This is a genomic window from Streptomyces sp. NPDC043870 (assembly GCF_056435785.1).
In genome coordinates, this window is sequence record NZ_JBWKDT010000050.1 from 21,528 (window position 1) to 42,145 (window position 20,618).

The window sequence follows — 20,618 nt, forward strand, 5'->3', positions numbered from 1 at the left end:
CGAGTCCGAGGGTCAGACGGCGACGACGGCGTCGCCGAGCTCCTGCCAGCGGTCGAGCGCGCCCTGGGGCGAGTCCGCGGTGAACAGGGCATGGCCGAGGCGCGAGCGGCAGTCCTGGACGCCGGGGATGAGCTCGCCGGGCGCGAAGTACAAGGAGGTCTCCGTCACCTCGGGCGACGACGCCATGTCCTGCCAGCCCGTCAGCTCCTGGTATGAGGAGCGGCCTTCGGCGGAGAAGAAACGGATGCCGGCGCTCTTCGCCTGCGGATCGGCGAATGCCCCGGCCCCGTCGAGGTCCAGTCCGAGGGCGGTGGCGATCGCCACCTTGGGGAGGCTGACACCGGTGACGAGCCGCAGCAGCTCCACGATCCGGTCGCCGGGCAGGCGCGCGCCGATCTCGATGAGGACCGGACCCTCGGTGGTCAGTCGCAGCTCGCAGTGGAACGGGCCGCTGGTCAGGCGTACGGCGCGGACGACGTCCCCGACGTACGCCTCGACGGCCTCCAGGGTGCCGGCATCGACCTGGGCCGGGGTCAGGTGGCCCATCTCCACGAAGTCGGGCTCGGGGCCGAGGAGGGTTCGGGTGAGAGCGACCAGGGTCACCTCGCCACTGTCCAGGACGTAACCGTCGGCGCTGAACTCGGGGCCCGTGACGTACTCCTCGACCAGCACACGCTGTTCGTGCAGCTGGCCCATGTCCGGAACGGGGTCGGTGACCAGGCGGTGGAAGGCTGCGGCGAGTTGGTCCATGTCGTCGGCCCGGCTCACATGGATGCTGCCGGAGCAGGCAACCGGCTTCATCACACAGGGGAAACCGACGTGTGCGGCCGCGGCGCGCAGCTCCTCCTCGGAGGTGGCCTGGGCGAAGCGCGGTGTGCGCAGGCCCGATTCGGCCACCGCGGCCCGCATGACGCTCTTGTCCCGGACGCGGTCGACTGTTTGCACGGGCAGGCCGGGCAGGCCGAGCACGGCGGCGACACGAGCGGTCGCCGAGACATAGATGTCGGACCCGGCGAGGACCGCCTCGAAGGGCTCCTGGCGATGCATCCGGAGGACCGCGGCTTCCAGCGCCGCCTGATCGTTGGTTTCCACGGTCAGCACCTCCTCGGCCGCGGCGCGCACGGTGTCGGAGAGCCGGCGGTCGCCGGAGTCGGCGGAAGCCACGACGACCCGCAGTCCCATTTCGGCCGCGACCCCGATCAGGGTGGCGCCTCCGGAAGAGGCGGGTTCGACCACGACGATGCGCGCAGGGTGAACAGGAGCTATGCGTGACAAGGCGAAATCTCTCGGGTCAGAGGTGTGTCGGGCCGGCCTTGTGGGCTGTGCAGGCCCGGGGAACCGGGTTGTTCTCCGGCGGGGCGGACGTGGGGTCGCTTGCGTGACTCGCCTTGATCTTTTTATCCGGGGAGCTTGATCATGGTCAATGGCTGACGGGAAGAACATCTGCTGCTTGGCATGTGAGCCGCATAACTTCCGGAATCCGGTCGGGTCTCAGGATGATTCTGGCTGAGTGGTTGCCCTTGCGGGCAACGGCTCCGCCCTTTCGCCGGCCGAATGACTCGTGGCAGACGGTGACGTCGTAGGCGGACGGAGGAGGTTACGAGGGCCGGCCGGGGACGGGGTGGAGGCGGTAGGTTTCTGTTCCGCCGCGGCGCGGGCCTGCTCGACGCCGACTATGCCTGCGCGCTGGTGGACGCGGCCCTGACGCGGCTGATGGCTCCGCGGTGAAGGCTCATGCGACGGGTCGGCTCGGCTGTCCGTCACCGTCTGACCGCGTGTGTCCCTGACGCAACAGACCCCGTTGCATCGGCGGCAGGAAGCCGCCCGGCCCACCGCGTCGCCGGGGCCGCGGACGCCGGTGTCCGGTGGTGGCCGCGTCACGCACGGTCGGTCTGAGTGATGCGCTCGAGCCAACGGTCGAGCAGGGCGGTCTCGGCCGGTTCGAGGGCCTGGGTGCCGACGAGGGCGAGCTGTGCGCGCAGGCGCAGTGCGGCGGTGTGCAGAGGGTCCGTTTCTCCGTGTGCGGTCGTCTCGGAGAGCACGTGTGAGAACACGGCATCGCGCATGCGATGGGACAGCGTGGGGTCGTCGAAGAGCGCCGGTGTGGCGATGTGGTTGAGCGCGACGCCGACGTTGGCGGACAGGATCAGCTGAGCGGCGGTCCTCGGCTCGATGGTCAGCGCGCCCGTGGCCGCGCAGCGTACGAGTGCGGCGACGAGCAGGTCGAACACGCGCTCCCTGGCCTTCGAGTGGGACCACGGCCGAGGGGCGAACATCAGCTGGTAGAGCGCCGGGCTCTCCTTCGCGAAGGTCATGTGGCCGTCCCAGCCCGCACGGAGGTCCGCCACCGGGTCGCCGGTCTGCTCCTGCGTGGCCTTGAGCGCGGCGTAGCGCTCGTAGCCGTGGTCGGCGACGGCGTCGAGGAGGCCGCGCTTGTCGCCGAACAGGCGGTAGAGCACGGGCTGGGTCACGCCGACCGCCTCGCACACCGCCCGGGTGGCGATGTCGTGGTCGGAGGACGTCGCCAGCTGCTGTTCCGCGGCCGCGATCATCGCCGCGTGAAGCGTGTCGGTCTCTGCCATGGGATCGATGATACGGCGAAGCGATAGCGGCGATACGCCAGCCGTGTTACCGTCGTCTCGTAACGTCGATACGATGAACGCGAATCGACGATAAGTCAGGGAAAGAGAAAGGGAATCACCATGCCGTTCGCCAATCTGAAGGTGCCCGCCGACCACCCTCACCCCCGAATCCAAGAAGAAGCTCATCGACGCCGTCACCGACGCCTATGCGAGCGTGTACGGCGAGCGGGCCCGCGCCACCACCCTGGTCCTCGTCGACGAGGTTCCCGACGGCGGCTGGGGGCTCGGCGGCAACATCCTCACCGCGGAGATGCTCGGCCGGAGCTGAGTCGGTCCAGGACCGGCTCAGCACGGACCTTCAGCAGGTGCTACGGCCGAGGGCGAGGGCGCAGGCGCTACGGGAGGTGCGTGGGCGCCGGTGCGGAGCGCTGGTGGGGAATCGGCAACTCTCCCTGTTGCATGGCGATCGTCCGCGTCGGAGCGGGAATGCTGATGCCCTCGGCACGGTAGCGCCGGTGCAGTCGCTTGATGAACTCGTGCTTGATCCGGTACTGGTCACTGAACTCGCCGACCCCCAGGATCACCGTCAAACCGATCCTGGAGTCGCCGAACGTGTGGAAACGAATGATCGGTTCATGGTCGGGCACGGCACCGGCGATGTCGGCCATCACGCTCTCCACGACCTCGGCGGTGACGCGCTCGACATGGTCCAGGTCACTGTCGTAGCCGACGCCCACCTGGACGTTGAGCGTCATCTGCTGCTCCGGCCGGTGGTAGTTGGTCATGTTGGTGCCGGACAGCTTGGTGTTGGGGATGATCACCAGGTTCTCGGAGAGCGTGCGCACCACCGTGTTGCGCCAGTTGATGTCGACGACATAGCCCTCCTCGCCGCTGCTCAGCCTGATGTAGTGACCGGGCTGCACCGTTCTGGAAGCGAGGATGTGCACACCCGCGAACAGGTTGGCCAGGGTGTCCTGCAAGGCGAGCGCCACCGCCAGGCCACCCACGCCCAGCGCGGTGAGCAGCGGTGCGATGGAGACGCCCAGGGTCTCCAGGACCACGAGGAAGCCCATGGCCAGCACCACGACGCGCGTGATGTTCACGAAGATGGTGGCCGACCCGGCGACACCGGACTTGGACTGCGCGAGGGCCTGCACCAGACCGGCGACGATCCTCGCGGCCGTGAGGGTCGCGGCCATGATGAGCACGGCGGTGAGCGTCATGGTGACGTTGCGTCCGACCCTGGCGTTGAGCGGCAGCACCGACGCCGCGACCGCCGCACCGCCGGTGATCGCGGCCCAGGGGACCAGTGCCCGCAGGGCGTCGACGATGATGTCGTCGCCGTTCCAACGGGTTCGACCGGCCCGCTCGCCGAGCCATTTCAGGATCACGCGCAGCAGCAGGGCGGCCGCGATGCCTGCGGCCATCGCGATTCCGGCGACGAACGCGTCATGCAGTGTGAGGTCCCGGTTCACCGATCCCCTCCCGCCGCACGGTGAAGAGCGCGGGCGGCGGTGGCTGCCGCTGTGAGCCGGACGTGATGTGTCGTCACCTTGTTACCTGTGCATTCTGGGAGTGCGGTTGTGCGGTCGCGTCGGTACGTACGGAGTCCACTCGGCGCGAGCTGTCATCCTGCCGCACGCTGCGGGCACCGCTGCAGGTGGGCCCACCTCCGCGCAGCACTGGAACGGCAGCGATGTGACAGGGGCTCAGTGAACTTCCCACCCGATGACGGGCGACCCGGTGCCCACCGGACGGCCGGTGACCCGGTTCCGTCGGACGGCCGGTGACCGGCCGGGCGGCGATGTCGTCGACCTGCCCGACGGCAGCTCGGCGGTGGCTGTCGGCGATGTGGTGGGCCATGGCCTGGCGGCCGCCACCGTCATGGGCATGCTCCGCAGCGCGCTGAGCGTCAGCCTCTGACGCACCCTCGGCCGGCGCTGCGTGCTGCGTGCTGCGTGCTGCGTGCTGCGGTGGCGGCTTCCCCGGGTGACGGTGAAGCCGCCACCGGGTCACGAGGGGCAGCCGGAATCGGCGATCACGAAGTGTCCGGGGGCGGTCTCCTCAAGGGTGTGCGTCGTGAAGACGTTGTACAGGCCCATGTTCTGGTTGGAGCCGTTGGCGTAGACGGTGCCCATGGTCTGGTGGGCCCGGCCGGCGGCCACCTGGTTGTAGTTGTTGTCGGTGAAGCACTGGTGGGCGGATCCGGCGGTGGTCGCCTGCACGGGGGCGGAGTACGCGCCGACGTCTCCCGAGCCGTCCACGGCGGCGACGGTGTAGCCGTAGGCCGTGCCGGGGGAGAGCCCCGTGTCGGTGAAGGAGGCCGAGGACGGCGTGCCGGCCGGGGTCCCGCCCCGGTGGACGCGGTACGAGACCGCGCCGTCCACCGCGTTCCAGGACAGGGTCACCGAGGAGTCGGTGGTGGCGGTGACGGTGAGCCCGGACGGCGCGGGCAGGGTGCCACCGCCGTCGGACGCACCGAGGCCCCAGGACTGCCCGATCCAGTACGAGGCGCAGATGTTCGCGTCCAGTACGTACGCGCCGGCGGTGCCGCACTGCGTGGCCCCGCTGCCCGGGTCGACCGGCTGGCCGTGGCCCATGCCCGTGATGGAGTACGACTCGACCACGGCCTCGCCGGCGCCGCTCCGGTACACCTTGTGCGGATGGCCCTGGACGGTGTCGCCGAGGTCCGCGACCGCGTCGGTGCCGTGCACATCGGTCCACTGCTCGACGATCTCGGTCATGTTCATCGGTGCCACCGTGCTGTCGCTGGAACCGTGCCAGACCGACATCGTGGGATACGGGCCCCCGTACGACGGGTAGGCGGCGCGGACCTTGTCGCCCCACTGCCGTGCGCCGAGGTCGGAGCCGGGACTCATGCAGCTGAACGCGGCGGTGACGTTACGGGCACAGTCGAATGGGATACCCGCGACGACCGCCGCCCCCGCGAAGACGTCCGGGTAGGAGGCGGCCATGACCGAGGTCATGGCCCCGCCGGCGGACAGGCCGGTGACGTACACCCGTGAGACGTCGATGCCGTGGTCGGAGGCCATTCTGTCGGTCATCTGCCTGATGGACAGCGCCTCGCCCTGGCCGCGCGAGAAGTCGGCCGACTGGAACCAGTTGAAGCAGGAGTTGGCGTTGTTGGCGGACTTCTGCTGCGGCAGGAGCAGAGCGAAGCCCCAGGTGTCGGCCCACTTGGTCCAGCCGGTCTCGTTGTCGAAGGCGGCCGCGGACTGGGTGCAGCCATGCAGGGCCACCACGAGGGGGCGGCCGGCCGGCAGCCCGCCGGGGACGTAGCGGAACATCTGCAGATTGCCTGGATTGGACCCGAACCCGGTGACCTCGGTCAGGCTCGCGGCTCGCGCCGGAGCGGGGAACAGCCCCAGGACGAGGGCGATCAGGGACAGCACGAGCGCTGCGGCGGAGCTTCGTGGCGGGCGCTGAGCGCGTGAGAAGCGGGGATTCATCGTGCCACCTCGGTGATTGCTGCTGGGTGGATGTGGGGGGCTCGCGCGTCGGTGGCCGGCAGCCGGTACCCGTGCGCCGCCCCGGAATTACGGGGACGTTACGTTCCGCCGATCCGTGGAGTAATGGCGGTGGGCTCCACCCCGCACGGCCGCGGGCTGTGGTCCGCATCTGTTGCGGTGGGACAGTGACCCGCGGTGGCGGGCGCCCTGTCATGTGTGAGGTGTGTGAGGTTCCGGTCCAGGCACTGTCAGGTACGGCATGCTCTGCGCGAGCTTGTGACACGTGACACGCGGCGCATGACACGCGGCGCATGACACGTGGCGCATGACACGCGGCGCATGGCGCGCGGCGCATGGCGCGTGTCACGCAACGCGTGGCCTGCGGTGCGTCTTTGTCGTTCGTCGAGGGGACAGCTGGTGGGAACTCAGGGTGCCGGACGGCAGCGGGACGAAGACTCCGCGCCGCGCGGAATGGGGCGGCGGAGGTTTCTCGGGTACGTGTTGGCAGCGCCGACGCTGACCGTGGCCGCGCAGCTGGGCGAGGCGGTGGTGGCACCGTCACGCGCGGCCGCGGTGGTTCCCTCCGTGCCGGGGGCCTCGGAGGTGTACGACCTGAACGACATGCTGACCCATGCGGCACTGCCGACCGCGAATCTGATCAGCATCCGGATCGACTCCGACGGAACGGCATCCTTTGCGCTGCCCAGGGCCGAGGTCGGGCAGGGCATCACCACGTCCACGGCGATGCTGATCGCCGAGGAGCTGGACCTGCCGCTGGACAAGGTACGGGTCACACTGGCGGACGCGCGGCCGGAGCTGCTGTTCAACCAGCTCACCGGCGGGTCGAACACCACCATCTCCACCTTCACACCGGTCCGGGTGGCAGCGGCCGTCGCCAGGGGCCGGCTGCTGGAGGCCGCGGCCCTGGAACTCGGTGAACCGGTCACGTCGCTCACCACCCGGGCCGGCGTCATCACGTCGGCGACCGGACGGAGCCTGACGTACGGGGAGCTGGCCGCGAAAGCCGCCAGCCCGGCCACGGAGCAGATCCCCGTCACCTTGAAGGAAGCTGCGGAGTTCACGCTCATCGGGACCCCGCAGCGGCGCGTCGACGCGCTGGACGCGGTGACGGGCCGCAAGCAGTTCGCGATGGACGTGCAGGTGCCCGGCGCACTGCCGACGATGGTCTGCCGCCCGCCGACCATCAACGGGACGGTCCGCTCGGTGGAGAACCTCGACGCCGTACGGGCCATGCCCGGCATCACCGACGTCGCACAGGTCTCGACCGGGGTCGCCGTCCGCGGGCGCACCTTCGGCCAGTGCATCGACGCGGTCCGTGCGCTGAAGGTCACCTGGGGGCCCGGCACTGTCGACGAGGCCTCGGACGCCACTGTTCTCCAGGAGCTGCGGAAGGCCGAACTCCCGCTGGTGGTCCCGCCGCTGGACCTGGTGACCAAGGCCGTCGACGCGCGGTTCACCTTCCACTTCGCCAGCAACAGCGCCCTCGAACCCAACTGCGCGGTGGCCGACGTCAAGCCCGGCCGGGCGGAGATCTGGGCCAGCCTGAAGTCACCGATCGTCGCCCAGGAGCAGATCGCGCTCCAGCTCGGCCTCCCGCCGGCCGCCGTAACGGTCCATGTCACCGAGGGAGGCGGCTCGTTCGGCCGGAAACTCTTCCATGACGCGGCGCGTGAGGCCGCCGAGATCTCGCAGGTCATAGGGAAGGCGGTCAGGCTGATGTGGCACCGGACCGACGACTTCCGCCAAGGGCGGACCCACCCGATGTCCACCTCGCGGATCCGGGCGACTTACGCCCTGGGGAACGTACTCACCTACGAGCAGCGGCACACCTCGGTCGTCACCGACTTCGGGCACGGACTGGGCGAGATCATCACCTCGCAGGCCGCTCAGCTTCCGGTCGGGGATCTCACTTTCTCCGAGACGGTCTTCCAGCTCACCCAGCAGAGCCCGTACCACTTCGGCGTCACCACCCAGCTGCTGAGCGAGGTCGACAAGGGCTTCAACACCGGCAGCATGCGCAACATCTACTCGCCCAACGTGCGCTGCGCGCAGGAGCTGGTCGTCGACGAGCTGGCGAAGCGGATGGGTAAGGACGCATGTGCGTTCCGGCGCGAGTCCCTCAAGGACGAGCGCGCCCGAGCCGTACTCGACAAGGTCGCGCAGGCCGGGAACTGGGGCCGCACGATGCCCGCCGGCACGGCGCAGGGCATCGCGGTCCACCCCGAGTACCACGGGTTCGTCGCCGTACTCGCCGAGATCGACTGCCGGCCCGGGACGACCGGACGGCAGATCCCCGACGCGTACGCCGGTCCACGCGTCACCAAGATCGTCTGCGCCGTCGACGTGGGACTGGCGGTCAACCCCAGGGGTCTGGAAGCGCAGATGATGGGCGGCGTCATGGACGGGATCGCCATCACCCTCAGCTCGGGCCTCCACCTCCAGGACGGGCACTTCCTGGAAGGGAGCTGGGACAACTACTTCTACACACGGCAGTGGAACACCCCGCCCGAACTGAAGATCATCGTGATGCCGCCGACCACCGGAAAGCCCGGCGGCGCGGGGGAGCTGGCGGTCGCCGGAGCGATGGCGGCCGTCGCGTGCGCCTACGGACGGGCCACCGGCACGATGCCGACACGCTTCCCGCTGAACCACGGAGAACCGCTCGGCTTCGAGCCCCTGCCCACCACCCCGCCGATCCCCGCGTCGCCCACCGACGGCCTGAGCCGCGCCTACTAGGAGCAACCGTGTCCCGACACACCTTCATCCTCAACGGCAAGCCCGTCACCGCCGAGGTCGAGGACGACGTACGACTGCTGTGGGTGCTCCGCGACGTCCTGGGGGTCACAGGACCGAAGTACGGCTGCGGGCTGGGCGTCTGCCAGGCCTGTACGAGCCACATCAACGGCAAGGCGTTCAACCCCTGCACGGTCCCGGTCAAGGACATCGCCCCCACGGATGAGATCACCACCATCGAGGGCCTGCCCGGCACCGTCGGCAAGGAGCTGCACCCGATGCAGGAGGCCTGGCTCGAGTACGACGTGGCCCAGTGCGGCTACTGCCAGCCCGGCCAGATCATGACGGCGGTCGCCAAGGTCCGGCAGGCGCGCCAGGCGGGCCGGGAGATCGGCGAGTCCGACCTCGACGAGATCCGCAACATCTGCCGCTGCGGCACCTACAACCGCATCCGCGAAGCGATCGTCGCGGGCGCGCGGCGCTTCTAGTGCTGTGACCGCATTAGGTTCACCGGGTTGCTCGTTGTGCTGGTTAGAAGTGACGACGCTTCCAACCAGCAGGGGAGTTGGGTGGCACCACCGGTCAGGGTTCGCAGGCTGACTGAGCAGGCGGGACAGAAGCTCCAGCAGATTGTGCGGCGGGGCAGCACGAGCTCGGTGCGGTTCCGGCGCACGGTGATGCTGCTGGCCTCGGCCGGCGGCAGCACGGTCCCGGTGATCGCGCGTCTGGTCCAGGCGGACGAGGACACCGTCCGTGACGTGATCCACCGCTTCAACGAGATCGGGCTCGAATGCCTGAACCCTCAGTGGGCGGGAGGCCGTCCCCGCCTGCTGAGCAGTGACGACGAGGACTTCGTCACCCAGACGGCCACCACCCGCCCCACCGCGCTGGGCAAGCCCTTCACCGGCTGGTCGGTCCGCAAACCTGTCGATCACCTGCGGCGCAATATCTCAAGGCCTGTTCGGATCGGCCGCGAGGCCCTGCGGTGCTTACTGGCCCGCCGCGGGATCACCTTCCAGCGGACGAAGACCTGGAAGGAATCCCCGGACTCGGCATTCGACGCCAAGCTGGAGCGGATCGAGTACGCGATCAACGAGTGGCCGAGTGCCGCGCACGTAGGCCCACTCGCGGGCCAGCGTCCCGTTGAACCTCTCCACCTTCCCGTTCGTCCGCGGTGTGTACGGCCTGGTGCGCTTGTGCTTCGTTCCCGTCACGACCAGGGCAGCGGCCCAGGCGCGGGAGCGGTAGTAGGAGCCGTTGTCGGTGAGGACGCGGCGGATCGGCGTGATGTCGTGGGCGGCGAAGAACGCGACGGAACGATGCCAGAACGCGGCTGCGGTCACGGACTTCTCGTCGTCCAGAGCCTCGGTGTAGGCGAGCCGGGAGTGGTCGTCGATCGCCGAGTGCAGGTACGTGTAGCCGACCTTCCCGCTGCCGGGACCGGTGCGTTTGGGGGCCCGTGCGGCTTCGGTGCCGCGGTCGTGCATCCGCCAGCCACCACCGGCGGGGATGCGACCGAGCTTCTTGACGTCGACGTGGACCAGGTCACCGACGCGGTCGTGGTCGTAGCGGACGACTTCGCGCAGTTGCTCGCCGGTGGGCGGACCGAGGTCGCGCAGGCGGCTGAGCCCTCGCCGGACGAGGACTCGGTGCACGGTGGCCGGTGCCAGGGTGATGCCGTGCAGCCTCTCCAGTTCGGCGGCGAGCCGGGCGGGCCCGTACTTGGTCTGGCGCCGCAGTGCCTCTACCAGATCGGCGATGTCCTCGCTCGTGCGGTTGGGGCTGGCGATGGGCCGGGAGGAACGATCCATCAGGCTGTCCTCGCCGTGGGCGAGCCAGCGGGCGTACCACTTGGCCAGGCAGCGGCGGGAGATTCCTGCTTCCGCAGCGACGTGTGCGATCGGACGTCCGGTATCGACCCGCAGGCACAAGCGCAGACGTCCTTCGGAGGTCAGCGGTGCGTTCCGATGTCCCCTGCTGGTGGCGCTCCTGGACTCGGTGGCCGCGTTCACGGGGAGCCCTGGGATCTCAGGGCTCCCGCGTGAGCGGCTGTGCGTGGCGTCAGCGTGCGAACTTTTCGATAGCCGCCGGGGTGACGGGGGTGAAGAAGTTGACGAGGTTGCCGTCGGGGTCGCGGAACAGCAGCGACCGGTTGCCCCAGGGCATCGTGGTGGGCTCGTTGACGAAGTCGGTGACGAAGCCGGTCAGGTTCTGGTGAACGCGGTCCACGTCGTCGACGAGGAACTCGGTGATCACGCTGTGGTTGTCCGCCGGGCGGGCAGAGCCCGGGGCGAACAGCGGGACGGTGCGGGTGCCGGCGATCGCGAGGGTTGCGCCCGCGGTCTTGAGTTCGGCGAAGTCCTCGGTGGCCCGTATCGCCTGCATCCCTGTAGCTCGCTCGTAGAACTCGACGAGGCGTGCGACGTCGCTGGTGATGATGCGGATCGAGACGAAGTCCATGGGAATCTCCTTGGCTGTGCTGGAGGCGTGCACGTCGCAGGCTAGGAGAAATAGTGGACAGAATCGGTCCTGTATTCGCGTTAGGCTGCGAACATGCCACGACCCACCGGCCGCGTGCTGACACTCCTGGAGCTGCTGCAGTCGGGCGGCACCCGGACTGTGGCCGAGCTCGCCGACCGTCTCGGCGTCGAAGGGCGCACCGTGCGGCGGTATGTGGACCAGCTGATCGACCTGGACGTGCCCGTGGAGTCGGTGCGCGGCCGCTACGGCGGGTACCGGCTGGCTCCCGGGTACCGCTTGCCTCCGCTCATGCTCAGCGACGACGAGGCGGTGGCCGTGCTGCTCGGCCTGGTCGCCGGCCGCCGGGCAGGGCTGACGACGACGGAGCGCACGGCAAACGAGACGGCGTCAGCGAAGATCCGGCGGGTGCTGCCCAAGCACATCGCCCGCCGGCTCGACACACTCCTGGAAGCTCTCGCCTTCACGGATCAGCCCGGCGAGTTGGACCACCCGGACGCCGGGCTCCTGCTCACCATCGCCGATGCGGTGCGCCACCGCCGACCGGTCTCGATCCGCTACACCGACCGCGACGGACGGCGCAGCGAACGCACACTGCACGCGTACGGGATCGTCGCCCATGCGGGCCGGTGGTACGTGACGGGCAAGGACGCCCAGGTCGGCGAGGACCGAACCTTCCGGCTCGATCGCATCGCAGCCGCGAGGGCCCTGCCCGGCTCATTCGAAGCGCCCGTGGGTCCCGGTCCAGCACAGCGCGTGTTGTCAGGATTCGCCACGGCCGAGTACCGGCATGAGGTGACCTTGCGGATCCACGGGACAGTTGAGCAGATCCGCGCGCACCTCCCCGCCAGCGTCGCGAGCCTGGAGGAGCACGAGCCCGCGGCCGGCCAGGACCCGGCGGCCGAGCACTGGCTGCGCGTCGAGCTACGGGCGCAGCAGCTCGACTGGTTGCCTCGGATACTCGCCTCACTCGACCGGCCGTTCGTCATCGAGCGCCCCGATGAACTACGCGACCTCGTCATCGCGCTCGCCGATCGCCTCACGTCCTACGCCCGCCAAGCCTGACAGCGAGGAACCAATGTCATGAGACGGCACAACTAGGTCGTGTCTGACAAATGGCGCCGTCCGCCCGCAGGGCGGGGCGCGCGGCGTCCGGTGCGTGCCATCGCAAGGCGGTGGGGGCACCTCCCAGCGGTAGCTGGGGGAGATCATCCTCGTACTGGACGTACTTGGATGACTCCGACAACGCAGCGTGGGGGCACCTCCCGTGCCCGAAGGGCTACGGGGGAGTGCGTGCCGGGCGTCGCGCGCCAGGCGGGATTTGTCAGACACGGCCTAGGCCCGCTCCTCCCGGACGCCGCCCCTCGCAGTCGCCCGCCCTGGAACCGCCTTGTACGGATGGTGCAGTTGAGCGAGTGTGAACCACCGTGCGGGTCAGGCCCCGGTGGTCAGGGCAGGCTCCCCCGGCTCGGTGGCCCGAGGCCGGTGCCCGTCGTTACGTGGCAGAAGGAACGGCGTGGCCAGGAGCAGCAGGCCGGCGATGCCGATCGCGATGCGCGCGCCGGTGACAGCGGCCAGGACGCCCCACAGGGCGGTCAGCACGGCGATCGCGCCGGTGCCGGTCACTTTCCAGGCCAGCAGGACCCGCGCGACCCGCTCGGCCGGTACCCGCTGGAGACGCTCGGTCGCGAACAGCGGGTTGAACACACCGATGCAGGTGATCAGGACCAGTTCGACGGCGATGACCAGGACCACGCCGGCGTTCCCGGGCATGACGAAGAACAGCCCGACGGGCCACAGACCACGCAGTACCCCGGAGGTGATCAGGGTGCGGCGGCGCCCGTAGCGGGCTTCCAGACGCGGGGCGACCCGAGCGCCGACGAATCCGCCGATGCAGGGCAGCCCGAACGCGAGCCCGTACTGCCACGCCACCCAGCCCAGGTCATCCAGCAGCAGGACGGCCAGCAGCGGTTCGGTGGCCATGATCAGCGCGTTGACGGCCACGGTGTTCCAGAACAGCGGGCGCAGCTGCCGGTCGTGGTGGATGAATTTCCAGCCCTTGACCAGGTCCGAAGCCCGGAACCTCGCGGCCTCGACCCGCTCGGAACGGGACTCCTCGTGCCGGATCGCGCCGATCCCGAGCGCGGACAGCAGGAACCCGACGGCGTTGGCGATCACGGTGACCGCGGGTCCCAGCAGGCTGATCGCCGCCCCACCCAGGGTCGGGCCGATTGCCGTGGCGGTCCAGGTGGTCGACTCGAAGCGGCCGTTGGCCACCAGCAGTTGGTCCGGGCGCAGGAGCTGCTTGAGGTAGGCGCCGCCGGCGGAGGTGAACGCGATGTTCGCCGTCGCACTGATCACGGAGACGACCAGCAGCTGGGTGTAGGTCAGCCGGCCGGCGAAGTAGGCGGCCGGGACCGTCAGCAGGGCACCGAACCGCACCAGGTCGGTGACGACCATGACCGGCTTCTTTCGCTGAGTCTCGACCCACGGGCCGAGCGGGAGCGCGAGGAGCGCACCGGCCGCCAAGCCGGCAGCCGCCAGCGTCGAAACTGCGGCCGGGCCGACGTGGAGCACCTGGATCGCGATCAGTGGGAACGCACCGAACCCCAACCAGGTGCCGACCGTGGAGGCGGTGAATGCCGACCACAACCATCCGAACGAGCGTCCAAGTTCTTGCCGTGCCATGAAGACCCTCCGTCACAACTCATCGTTGACGGTGGGATTCGACCAGGCGGACCTGCCGGTAATCCAACAACCACGGCATCGGTGAGCCACAACCGCTGGTTGTGTGCGCGTAGGGTTCGGGGCGTGGACAGCGAAGCCATACGCACCTTCGTCGCCGTCGCGGAGACCGGGCAGTTCCAGGAAGCCGCCGTGGAGCTGAACATCACCCAGCAGGCGGTCTCCAAGCGCGTGGCGAGTCTGGAACGCACGCTCGGGGTGACGTTGTTCGTCCGCACCGCCCGCGGTGCCCGCCCCACCCTGGACGGTCAGGCGTTCCTCCCGCGCGCCCGCGAGGTCCTGCGGGCTGTGGAACGGGCGGCCGCTTCGGTACGTCCCGGTGAGCGGGTGCTGCGAGTGGACGTGCTCCAGCGACGCATCGCCCCGGGCCTGGCCCTGCGAGGCTTCTACCAGTCCCACCCGGGCACGGACCTGGATGTGGTCACGCTCGCGAACGCGAACGCGACCAGGGCGATCGAGGCCGTGCACGCCGGCGAGGTCGATGCGACCTTCCGTGCGGTACCCGCGGGCGACCTGCCCGAGGGGATCAGCGCCGAGCGCATCCTGGACGACCCGCTGCAGCTACTCGTCGGACCGCGCCACCCGCTCGCCTCCGCCAGGTCGTTGACCCCGGCGGACCTGGCCGGGCACCGGATCTGGATCCCGGGCATCAAACAGGGCACCGAATGGGCCGCCTACTACGACGAGCTCACGGAGACCTTCGGCCTGCGCATCGACGCGGTCGGCCCCGACTTCGGGCCCGAAGCGCTGATGGACTCGATCGCCGACTCCGCCGCACTGGCTACGCTCGTCGGAACCCGGGACAGGTACGTGTGGCCGGCGGCCCATGGCCTGCGGCGGATCCCGATCGAAGGGCCGACGCCGGTCTACCCGCACTCGTTCCTGTACCGGACGGCCAACCCGCACCCGGTCCTCGCAGCGCTGCGCAGGCACCTCATCCAGGCACGACCGACGCCACCGGCCGACGTCTGGACACCGGGCTGGGCCCGCCCACGGTCCTGATGGCGTATCGCAATCATGTCCCGGATCAAGGAAAGGAGCCCGGATCAAGGAAAGGAGATCGGATCAAGGAAAGGAGATCGGCGCGATGATTTAGGGGCGGCGCGACAGTCTCCATTGCCGTACACCAGCCGGCGACCCGTTCGCCGACCGGATGAACGCGATCCCGAAGTACGTCGTGTCCGAGACGCTCGGCGACTCCGCGCTGACGTGGGACAACACCACGCGCATCCCCGGCGACAAGGCCGTCGACCGTATCCGGGAGCTGCATGAGACCGACGGCGGCGACCTGTTGGTCATGGGGAGCCCCACGCTCGTGCGCACCCTCCTGGGCGAGGGCCTGGTCGACGAGCTCCGGCTCATGATCATGCCGGTGACCCTCGGCGGCGGCAAGACGATCTTCCCCGACGACGGTGTACTGCGCACGCTCGAGCTGGTCTCGACCGTCACCAGTGGCACGGGCGTGAACGTGTGCACCTACCGGACTGTCGCGGGTGCCTAGGTCCTGTCGTTCGGACCTTGCCGGGCTCGCGTGCCCTGGCCTGCGGCTGCCCCCACCCCCACGTTGCGCCGGCCGGTGGCCTCTCGCGCGCCGTGAAGCTCGCGGGAGGGCCACCGGCCGGTGCATGGACCGCAGGGCTGTTACTTCAGGGGGTCGATGTTCCCGCCGCCCTTGCCCTCCTGCTGGATCTGCTGCTTGAGCTGGCGGGCCTTGTCCTTCAGCCGCTGACGCTCCTGCGGGTCAGTGGCACGGTCCGCGGCCTGCTCCATCTCCTGCACCTTCTGGCGCAGCTGCTGGGCACGACCGGACTCGCCTGCGACGCTCATGGTCACTCCTTGGTTCTCTCGGTGGACGTGCGGGCCACATCAGCGAAACAGCACCCCTGCGCATGCGCACTTCGAACGCTCACCCACCGTTATCTGCGCAGCGCTCCGCTGTGTGCACGAGAGCTCGAATGCTCCCACGGCCACCGCCGGTCAGCGGGTGCCCGATTCTCCGGGTACGGGCTTGCTGTCGTCGTTCATGGCAGCGGTTCCTGCACGACGCCGGCGATGACCGTGTTCACGACCTTGTGGACGGCTCCAGCTTCCGGCGGGGTGCCTTTCCGGTCGGCGAACAGCATGTGCACGGCCCCGATCAGCGTGGGAGCGAGCGTGTCGACGTCGGCATCCGCCGCGACGCGGCCCAGTTCCCGCTCGGCGGTGAGGTAGGAGGCGATCACGGCTGCAGCTTCCGTCAGGACGGGGACGCCGGTCGGCCTGGCCTGGCGCAGCCGGGCGCGCAGGTCATCCCGCGAGGTGACGAGGCCGACGATCGCCACAGCGACCGACCCGAACAGGGCCATCAGCGCGTCGGTGACGTTGCCGGCGACGGTGCCGGTCCCGGCGGAGTTGCGCAGGGCTGCGGCCTGGTGATCGATCCGGGCGATGCGGTCCAGCACGAGCCCGGCGAGGAAGGCGTCGAAGTCGGTGAAGTGCCGGTGCAGGACGCCCTTGGCGCAACCCGCCTCCGTGGTGACCGCCCGGCTGGTCAGCGCGCTCGGCCCGTCCCGTAGCAGGACGCGCTCGGCGGCGTCGAACAGTTGGTCCCGTACGTCGCGGATGGCTACTCCCGTGGGCACCGACTATCTCCTTGTTATGTCGACCGGCCCGTTGTGATTGACGAGTGGGCATGTGCCCATTCACAGTGGGCGCATGCCCACTTTACCGCCGGAGCCCACTCCTCGCCCCGAACGAGCGTCCCATCAACACCGACAGGTGGCGGAGTCGTTCGGTGCGGACGCCGAACGCTACGACCGGGCTCGGCCCCGTTACCCCCAAGCCCTGGTGGACCGGATCGTCGCTGCCGGCCCCGGCCCGGACATCCTTGACGTCGGCTGCGGCACCGGCATCGTGGCCCGGCAGTTCGCAGCGGCCGGCTCCCGGGTGCTCGGCGTCGACCTCGACGCCCGGATGGCCGATCTTGCGCGCCAGGGCGGACTCGACGTCGAGGTGGCGTCGTTCGAAGCCTGGGACCCGGCCGGCCGGAAGTTCGACGCCGTCGTCTCCGGACAGACCTGGCACTGGGTGGACCCGGTCGCCGGCGCCGCCAAGGCGGCGCAGACACTGCGCCCCCGTGGTCTGCTGTCTCTGTTCTGGAACGCGGGCCAACCCTTGCCCGAAGTGGCGGAAGCCTTCGCCGAGGTCTACCGCCGGGTGATGCCGGACTCGCTCGCGGCTCGCCAGTGGACGGTGCCGGCCGTGGACGGGTACACGGCGCTGTGCACCAAGGCGGCCGATGGGATTCGGGAGGTGGGCGCATTCGCTGACCCCGAACAGTGGCGATTCGACTGGGAACGGCCCTATACGCGGGACGAGTGGCTGGATCAGCTACCCACCCAGGGCGCCTTCACCCGGCTCGCGCCGGCCGAGCTGGAGGAGGTGCTGGCAGGCGCCGGCGCCGCCATCGACGCGGCAGGAGGCAGCTTCACGATGCGCTACGCCACGGTGGCGGTCGCCGCCGCGCGAACCGAAGCCGCCTGACCCGGCTTTACGGGCCCTCCGCCGCTCGCCGGACGCGAGCCTGCGCGGCTCACCCCTCCTCGCCCCCTCGTCCCCTCGTCCCCCCTCGTCCTCGTCCCCGCCCCAGGGACCGGGCGGCAAGGCTGCAGGACGGGACGGATAGAGTCGCGGGCATGCCGGCTCCTGCAATCCTCAGTGACGTCTTCCACGCCTTGCGCAGGGAACAGGGGGAGGAGGACGCAGGTATCACCTTCGACCACGGTCCGTCCCCCGTCGACCGCATCGACGTGATGGTCTACCGTGCGCCGGATCCCACGGCCGCCACGCTCTTCGCGACGATCGGGATGTCGGCCCAAGCCATGCCGATCAGTGAGGGGCGACCCGGCGGCCGTGCGGAACTCCGCTTGTTCCGGCGCGGGATCGTCCAGCCGGACGATGAAGGTCTGATCGCGATGAAGCTCGCGAACCTGGCGGCCTATCCATGGATGTGCGGCCGGGCGCTCGGCTGGGGCGAAGTGGTTTCCTTTCCGGACGACATTCCGACGTTCCCGGGCTGTCGCAGTGTGTTCCTGGCGGGGCCCTGGACGACCGGGCAGCCGGACTTCATCGAGACGCGAGCCGAACCCGTACGGGTGGTCAACGTCGTACCGATCAGCGAGGCGGAACGCGCCGATGCGCTGGCGGCCCGACCGGAGGCGTTCTTCAGCGACCTGCTCGACTCACGGGATGCCCTCACGCCACCCGCACTGGCCTGACGATCGATCATCGACGATCTCCTGAACGCTCTGCCCATGTGCGCTCGGAGCGGCAACGTGACGGCACATCGGAGTTTTTGACGGTCCGTCATGAGATCGTACGGGCGACCGAGGTCCGGACCCGGGCCCGGCCTGCGCGTTCTGCGGAGGCCGGGCCGCCGGGCAGCCCCGTCCGGAGCCGACGCCGACGAAGAGGCACAACCTGACGAAGAGGCACAACCTACGCCTTCGAGACGGCGCCGGCGGTCCAGCGCTGGTTGCTTCCTCCGTCGGCCGGGTCGAAGCCGAGGGAGCTGCCCTCGGAGCCGTCAACGGGTTCAAGGGCGAAGTCCGGCGCGATCATTGGGTGGATCGCTCCTGAACCATCGGTGGCGAAGAGCAGGTTCAGACCGTTCTTGCCCTCGACCGAGGCGCAGGACCAGATGCCGGCGCCGCGGTCGGTGTCGCCGCGCGAGTCGAGGCAGTAGTCCGGGTCCGCGTTGCTGCGCAGGAGACCGTTGGAGTCAAGACTCCACTTCTGGGTCCGGGCACCGTTGCAGCGGGCCGTGACGACGTCCGTGCGGTTCTCCATGACGCCGTTCTCGATGTCCAGGCACAGTCCGGAACCCGCGTTGACGACCTGGACGTAGCCGCCTCCCGGGGCGATGGGCACAGGCCGGGGAGGGCTCGAGGGAGCAGGCGCCGGGGGCTCAGGGGCACGTGCGGACGTGCTGGGGCTCACCGGGCGCGAGGGCTTCTTCGACGGTTCCCGAGTGGGGCTCGCCGACAGGACGGGCGGGGGCGAGGCCGGGGTGGGCCAGGCCGCCTGGACCGGGGGCTCCTCCGCGCGCCGTGCCGCGACGGGATCCTCGGAGGAGGACTGCAGCAGGGTGCCGGAGACCACGGCGCCTGCGACGGCCACCGTGACGAGGACGACGGTCGGCAGCCGCCGCGCGCCCTTCGGCGGCGTTCCGTCGGTCTGTGGCGTCCTGCCGGAGGCGGTGAACCCCCACCTGCCGAAGGACTCCGCCCGGTCGGGCCGGGCCGGAACGGGGTCGGACGGGCCGGGCGCGGGACCGCTGGCCGCATAGGCCGATCCGCCCCACCGGAGCAGGCCCTCGGCAAGCACGGCCCGGGGGTCGTCCGCCATCCGTGCGAGTTCGGTGACCAGCCGGGTGCATCGGGGGCACTCCGACAGATGGAGCGTCAGGTCCTCGCTGCGTCGCCGGTCCTCCGGCCGCGCCGCCGCCTCGATGATGCGGCGGAATCCCAGGCACTTCCGGTCCCCGCCACTCTCCAGATACGCGTGGATGTAGGCCTGCCGCATCGCGTTCTGGGCGTTGTCCCGCAGCTCGGCGACCATGCTCGGGCGGATGCCGAGGCAGGTGGCGACCGTCGCGTCCGGTTCCCCGTCCACCACCGCGTACCAGAGGATGCCCCGCGTCACCTCCGGCAGCCGGTAGAAGCCGGTGAGCATGGCGGACGAGGCCTCGGACCGAAGGCGCCGGGTCTCCGGCATTCCTGATGCGGTGTCGGCGGTGTCGGCGGTGTCGGCGATGTCGGCGAAGTCAGCGATGGCGTCGGTGCCGGTCGTGTCGGCGATGGTGTCGGTCCATGCGACGAAGTCGGGTTCGAGTCGGTCGCGGCGGCCGCCGGCCGCCCAGCTGAGCCCCACTCGCTGAACGAGCATCAGCAGGTGGTGACGCCAGTTCCCCCGGGGTTCGATGCCCCGGCACGCCTCCTGGGCGGCAAGGCCGAAGGCCTGGACCGCCAGCTGGTAACCGGAGCCATGGTTGCGCCCGCAGAGCCGGGCGTATGTCAGGACCGCCGGCATGTGGCGGCGCTTGAGCTCCTGCGTGGCCGGATAGGCGGGCGGGGCACCGGCGCGGATGCGTTCGGCGAGCTCCGCGTCCGACAGGGCGGCGTAGTACGCCTTCTCGCCCGCGGGATCCGGACCGACGCGGTGGAGCTCTGGCACCCTGACTCCTTGTTCACTACGGCGCACCGACCAGCCTGCCCAACCGGTGATCCGCCGGTGTTACCAGCTGGAAGCAAGAGCCCATGGTGAAGCAGGAAAGCCTGCGGGGAAAGGTGTTCCCGTGGGTAAGTCGTCAACTGAGCAGCAGACGACCGCATGCGGGTCGACCTCGGCTCCGGGAGGGGCCGGGGAGTCGGGCGTGGCGCTCGGTAGACGTGCGTGGCGCCGATGACGCCGGGGGCCGCCCGGGGGGGGGGGGGGCCGGGGCGGGCGGCACCGGCCCCCCGGGGGGGGGGGGAGGGGCCGGTGCCTCCACGCTAACCGTGCGGGGGTCGGTGCTCTCTTTCTAAGGGGTTCCTGTTTGGTGTGGCACATC

15 protein-coding genes and 5 pseudogenes are annotated in these 20,618 nt (G+C 69.9%); 10 read left to right on the forward strand and 10 right to left on the reverse strand.

What is annotated here, in order from left to right:
• Positions 1-12: 12 nt before the first annotated feature.
• Both AC0699_RS34850 and AC0699_RS34855 read right to left on the reverse strand, forming a co-directional pair.
• Positions 13-1,236, reverse strand: coding sequence for an ATP-grasp domain-containing protein (locus AC0699_RS34850; RefSeq protein ID WP_478668597.1), 1,224 nt, complete (start codon positions 1,234-1,236; stop codon positions 13-15).
• Positions 1,237-1,877: 641 nt separating this feature from the next.
• Positions 1,878-2,582 (reverse strand): TetR/AcrR family transcriptional regulator, encoded by a 705-nt coding sequence (locus tag AC0699_RS34855; protein WP_478668600.1) that lies wholly within the window; start codon positions 2,580-2,582, stop codon positions 1,878-1,880.
• A 120-nt stretch (positions 2,583-2,702) separates the two neighbouring features.
• On the opposite strand from AC0699_RS34855, the pseudogene AC0699_RS34860 reads away from it, so the two are divergent.
• Positions 2,703-2,910 (forward strand): annotated as a pseudogene (locus AC0699_RS34860) (4-oxalocrotonate tautomerase family protein).
• A 67-nt stretch (positions 2,911-2,977) separates the two neighbouring features.
• On the opposite strand, the gene AC0699_RS34865 reads toward AC0699_RS34860, so the two are convergent.
• The gene (locus AC0699_RS34865) at positions 2,978-4,057 is read right to left on the reverse strand and encodes a mechanosensitive ion channel family protein (protein WP_478668603.1); all 1,080 of its coding nucleotides are present in this window, start codon (positions 4,055-4,057) and stop codon (positions 2,978-2,980) included.
• Between the two features lie 328 nt (positions 4,058-4,385).
• Between AC0699_RS34865 and AC0699_RS34870 the strand changes: the two are divergent.
• Positions 4,386-4,499, forward strand: a pseudogene (locus AC0699_RS34870) (SpoIIE family protein phosphatase); the annotation flags it as partial.
• 95 nt (positions 4,500-4,594) lie between these two features.
• On the opposite strand, the gene AC0699_RS34875 reads toward AC0699_RS34870, so the two are convergent.
• Positions 4,595-6,052: an extracellular catalytic domain type 1 short-chain-length polyhydroxyalkanoate depolymerase gene (locus AC0699_RS34875; protein WP_478668605.1), complete on the reverse strand. Its 1,458-nt coding sequence runs from the start codon at positions 6,050-6,052 to the stop codon at positions 4,595-4,597.
• A 471-nt stretch (positions 6,053-6,523) separates the two neighbouring features.
• Here AC0699_RS34875 and AC0699_RS34880 point away from each other — a divergent pair, with 471 nt between their 5' ends.
• The 3 genes and pseudogenes from AC0699_RS34880 to AC0699_RS34890 form a co-directional block, all read left to right on the forward strand.
• The gene (locus AC0699_RS34880; protein ID WP_478668647.1) at positions 6,524-8,809 is read left to right on the forward strand and encodes a molybdopterin cofactor-binding domain-containing protein; all 2,286 of its coding nucleotides are present in this window, start codon (positions 6,524-6,526) and stop codon (positions 8,807-8,809) included.
• Positions 8,810-8,817: 8 nt separating this feature from the next.
• Positions 8,818-9,294 carry a (2Fe-2S)-binding protein gene (locus AC0699_RS34885; RefSeq protein WP_478668608.1) on the forward strand — a complete coding sequence of 159 codons (477 nt, stop codon included), beginning with the start codon at positions 8,818-8,820 and terminating at the stop codon, positions 9,292-9,294.
• Between the two features lie 81 nt (positions 9,295-9,375).
• Positions 9,376-9,948, forward strand: a pseudogene (locus tag AC0699_RS34890) (helix-turn-helix domain-containing protein); the annotation flags it as partial.
• 12 nt (positions 9,949-9,960) lie between these two features.
• Here the strand turns inward: AC0699_RS34890 and AC0699_RS34895 are convergent.
• Positions 9,961-10,818, reverse strand: a pseudogene (locus AC0699_RS34895) (IS481 family transposase); the annotation flags it as partial.
• Between the two features lie 49 nt (positions 10,819-10,867).
• Positions 10,868-11,266 (reverse strand): VOC family protein, encoded by a 399-nt coding sequence (locus tag AC0699_RS34900; protein WP_478668612.1) that lies wholly within the window; start codon positions 11,264-11,266, stop codon positions 10,868-10,870.
• Between the two features lie 93 nt (positions 11,267-11,359).
• Here AC0699_RS34900 and AC0699_RS34905 point away from each other — a divergent pair, with 93 nt between their 5' ends.
• Positions 11,360-12,349: a helix-turn-helix transcriptional regulator gene (locus tag AC0699_RS34905; RefSeq protein ID WP_478668615.1), complete on the forward strand. Its 990-nt coding sequence runs from the start codon at positions 11,360-11,362 to the stop codon at positions 12,347-12,349.
• Positions 12,350-12,718: 369 nt separating this feature from the next.
• Here the strand turns inward: AC0699_RS34905 and AC0699_RS34910 are convergent, their stop codons facing one another.
• Positions 12,719-13,972 carry an MFS transporter gene (locus AC0699_RS34910; RefSeq protein WP_478668619.1) on the reverse strand — a complete coding sequence of 418 codons (1,254 nt, stop codon included), beginning with the start codon at positions 13,970-13,972 and terminating at the stop codon, positions 12,719-12,721.
• A 123-nt stretch (positions 13,973-14,095) separates the two neighbouring features.
• On the opposite strand from AC0699_RS34910, the gene AC0699_RS34915 reads away from it, so the two are divergent.
• Positions 14,096-15,031, forward strand: coding sequence for a LysR family transcriptional regulator (locus AC0699_RS34915; protein ID WP_478668623.1), 936 nt, complete (start codon positions 14,096-14,098; stop codon positions 15,029-15,031).
• Between the two features lie 124 nt (positions 15,032-15,155).
• Positions 15,156-15,530 (forward strand): annotated as a pseudogene (locus AC0699_RS34920) (dihydrofolate reductase family protein); the annotation flags it as partial.
• 140 nt (positions 15,531-15,670) lie between these two features.
• On the opposite strand, the gene AC0699_RS34925 reads toward AC0699_RS34920, so the two are convergent.
• A complete protein-coding gene (locus tag AC0699_RS34925; RefSeq protein ID WP_469773005.1) occupies positions 15,671-15,856 on the reverse strand; it encodes a DUF6381 family protein in 186 nt (61 codons plus the stop codon).
• Between the two features lie 194 nt (positions 15,857-16,050).
• Complete coding sequence (locus AC0699_RS34930) at positions 16,051-16,650, reverse strand: TetR/AcrR family transcriptional regulator (protein ID WP_478668629.1); 600 nt, start codon at positions 16,648-16,650, stop codon at positions 16,051-16,053.
• Between the two features lie 136 nt (positions 16,651-16,786).
• Between AC0699_RS34930 and AC0699_RS34935 the strand changes: the two genes are divergently transcribed.
• Together AC0699_RS34935 and AC0699_RS34940 are read left to right on the forward strand one after the other, a co-directional pair.
• Positions 16,787-17,551: a class I SAM-dependent methyltransferase gene (locus AC0699_RS34935; RefSeq protein WP_478668633.1), complete on the forward strand. Its 765-nt coding sequence runs from the start codon at positions 16,787-16,789 to the stop codon at positions 17,549-17,551.
• A gap of 152 nt (positions 17,552-17,703) precedes the next feature.
• Positions 17,704-18,285: a suppressor of fused domain protein gene (locus tag AC0699_RS34940; RefSeq protein ID WP_478668637.1), complete on the forward strand. Its 582-nt coding sequence runs from the start codon at positions 17,704-17,706 to the stop codon at positions 18,283-18,285.
• A 220-nt stretch (positions 18,286-18,505) separates the two neighbouring features.
• On the opposite strand, the gene AC0699_RS34945 is transcribed toward AC0699_RS34940, so the two are convergent.
• Entirely contained in the window at positions 18,506-20,242 is a 1,737-nt protein-coding gene (locus tag AC0699_RS34945; protein ID WP_478668640.1) for a ricin-type beta-trefoil lectin domain protein, read from the reverse strand.
• Between the last annotated feature and the right edge of the window lie 376 nt (positions 20,243-20,618).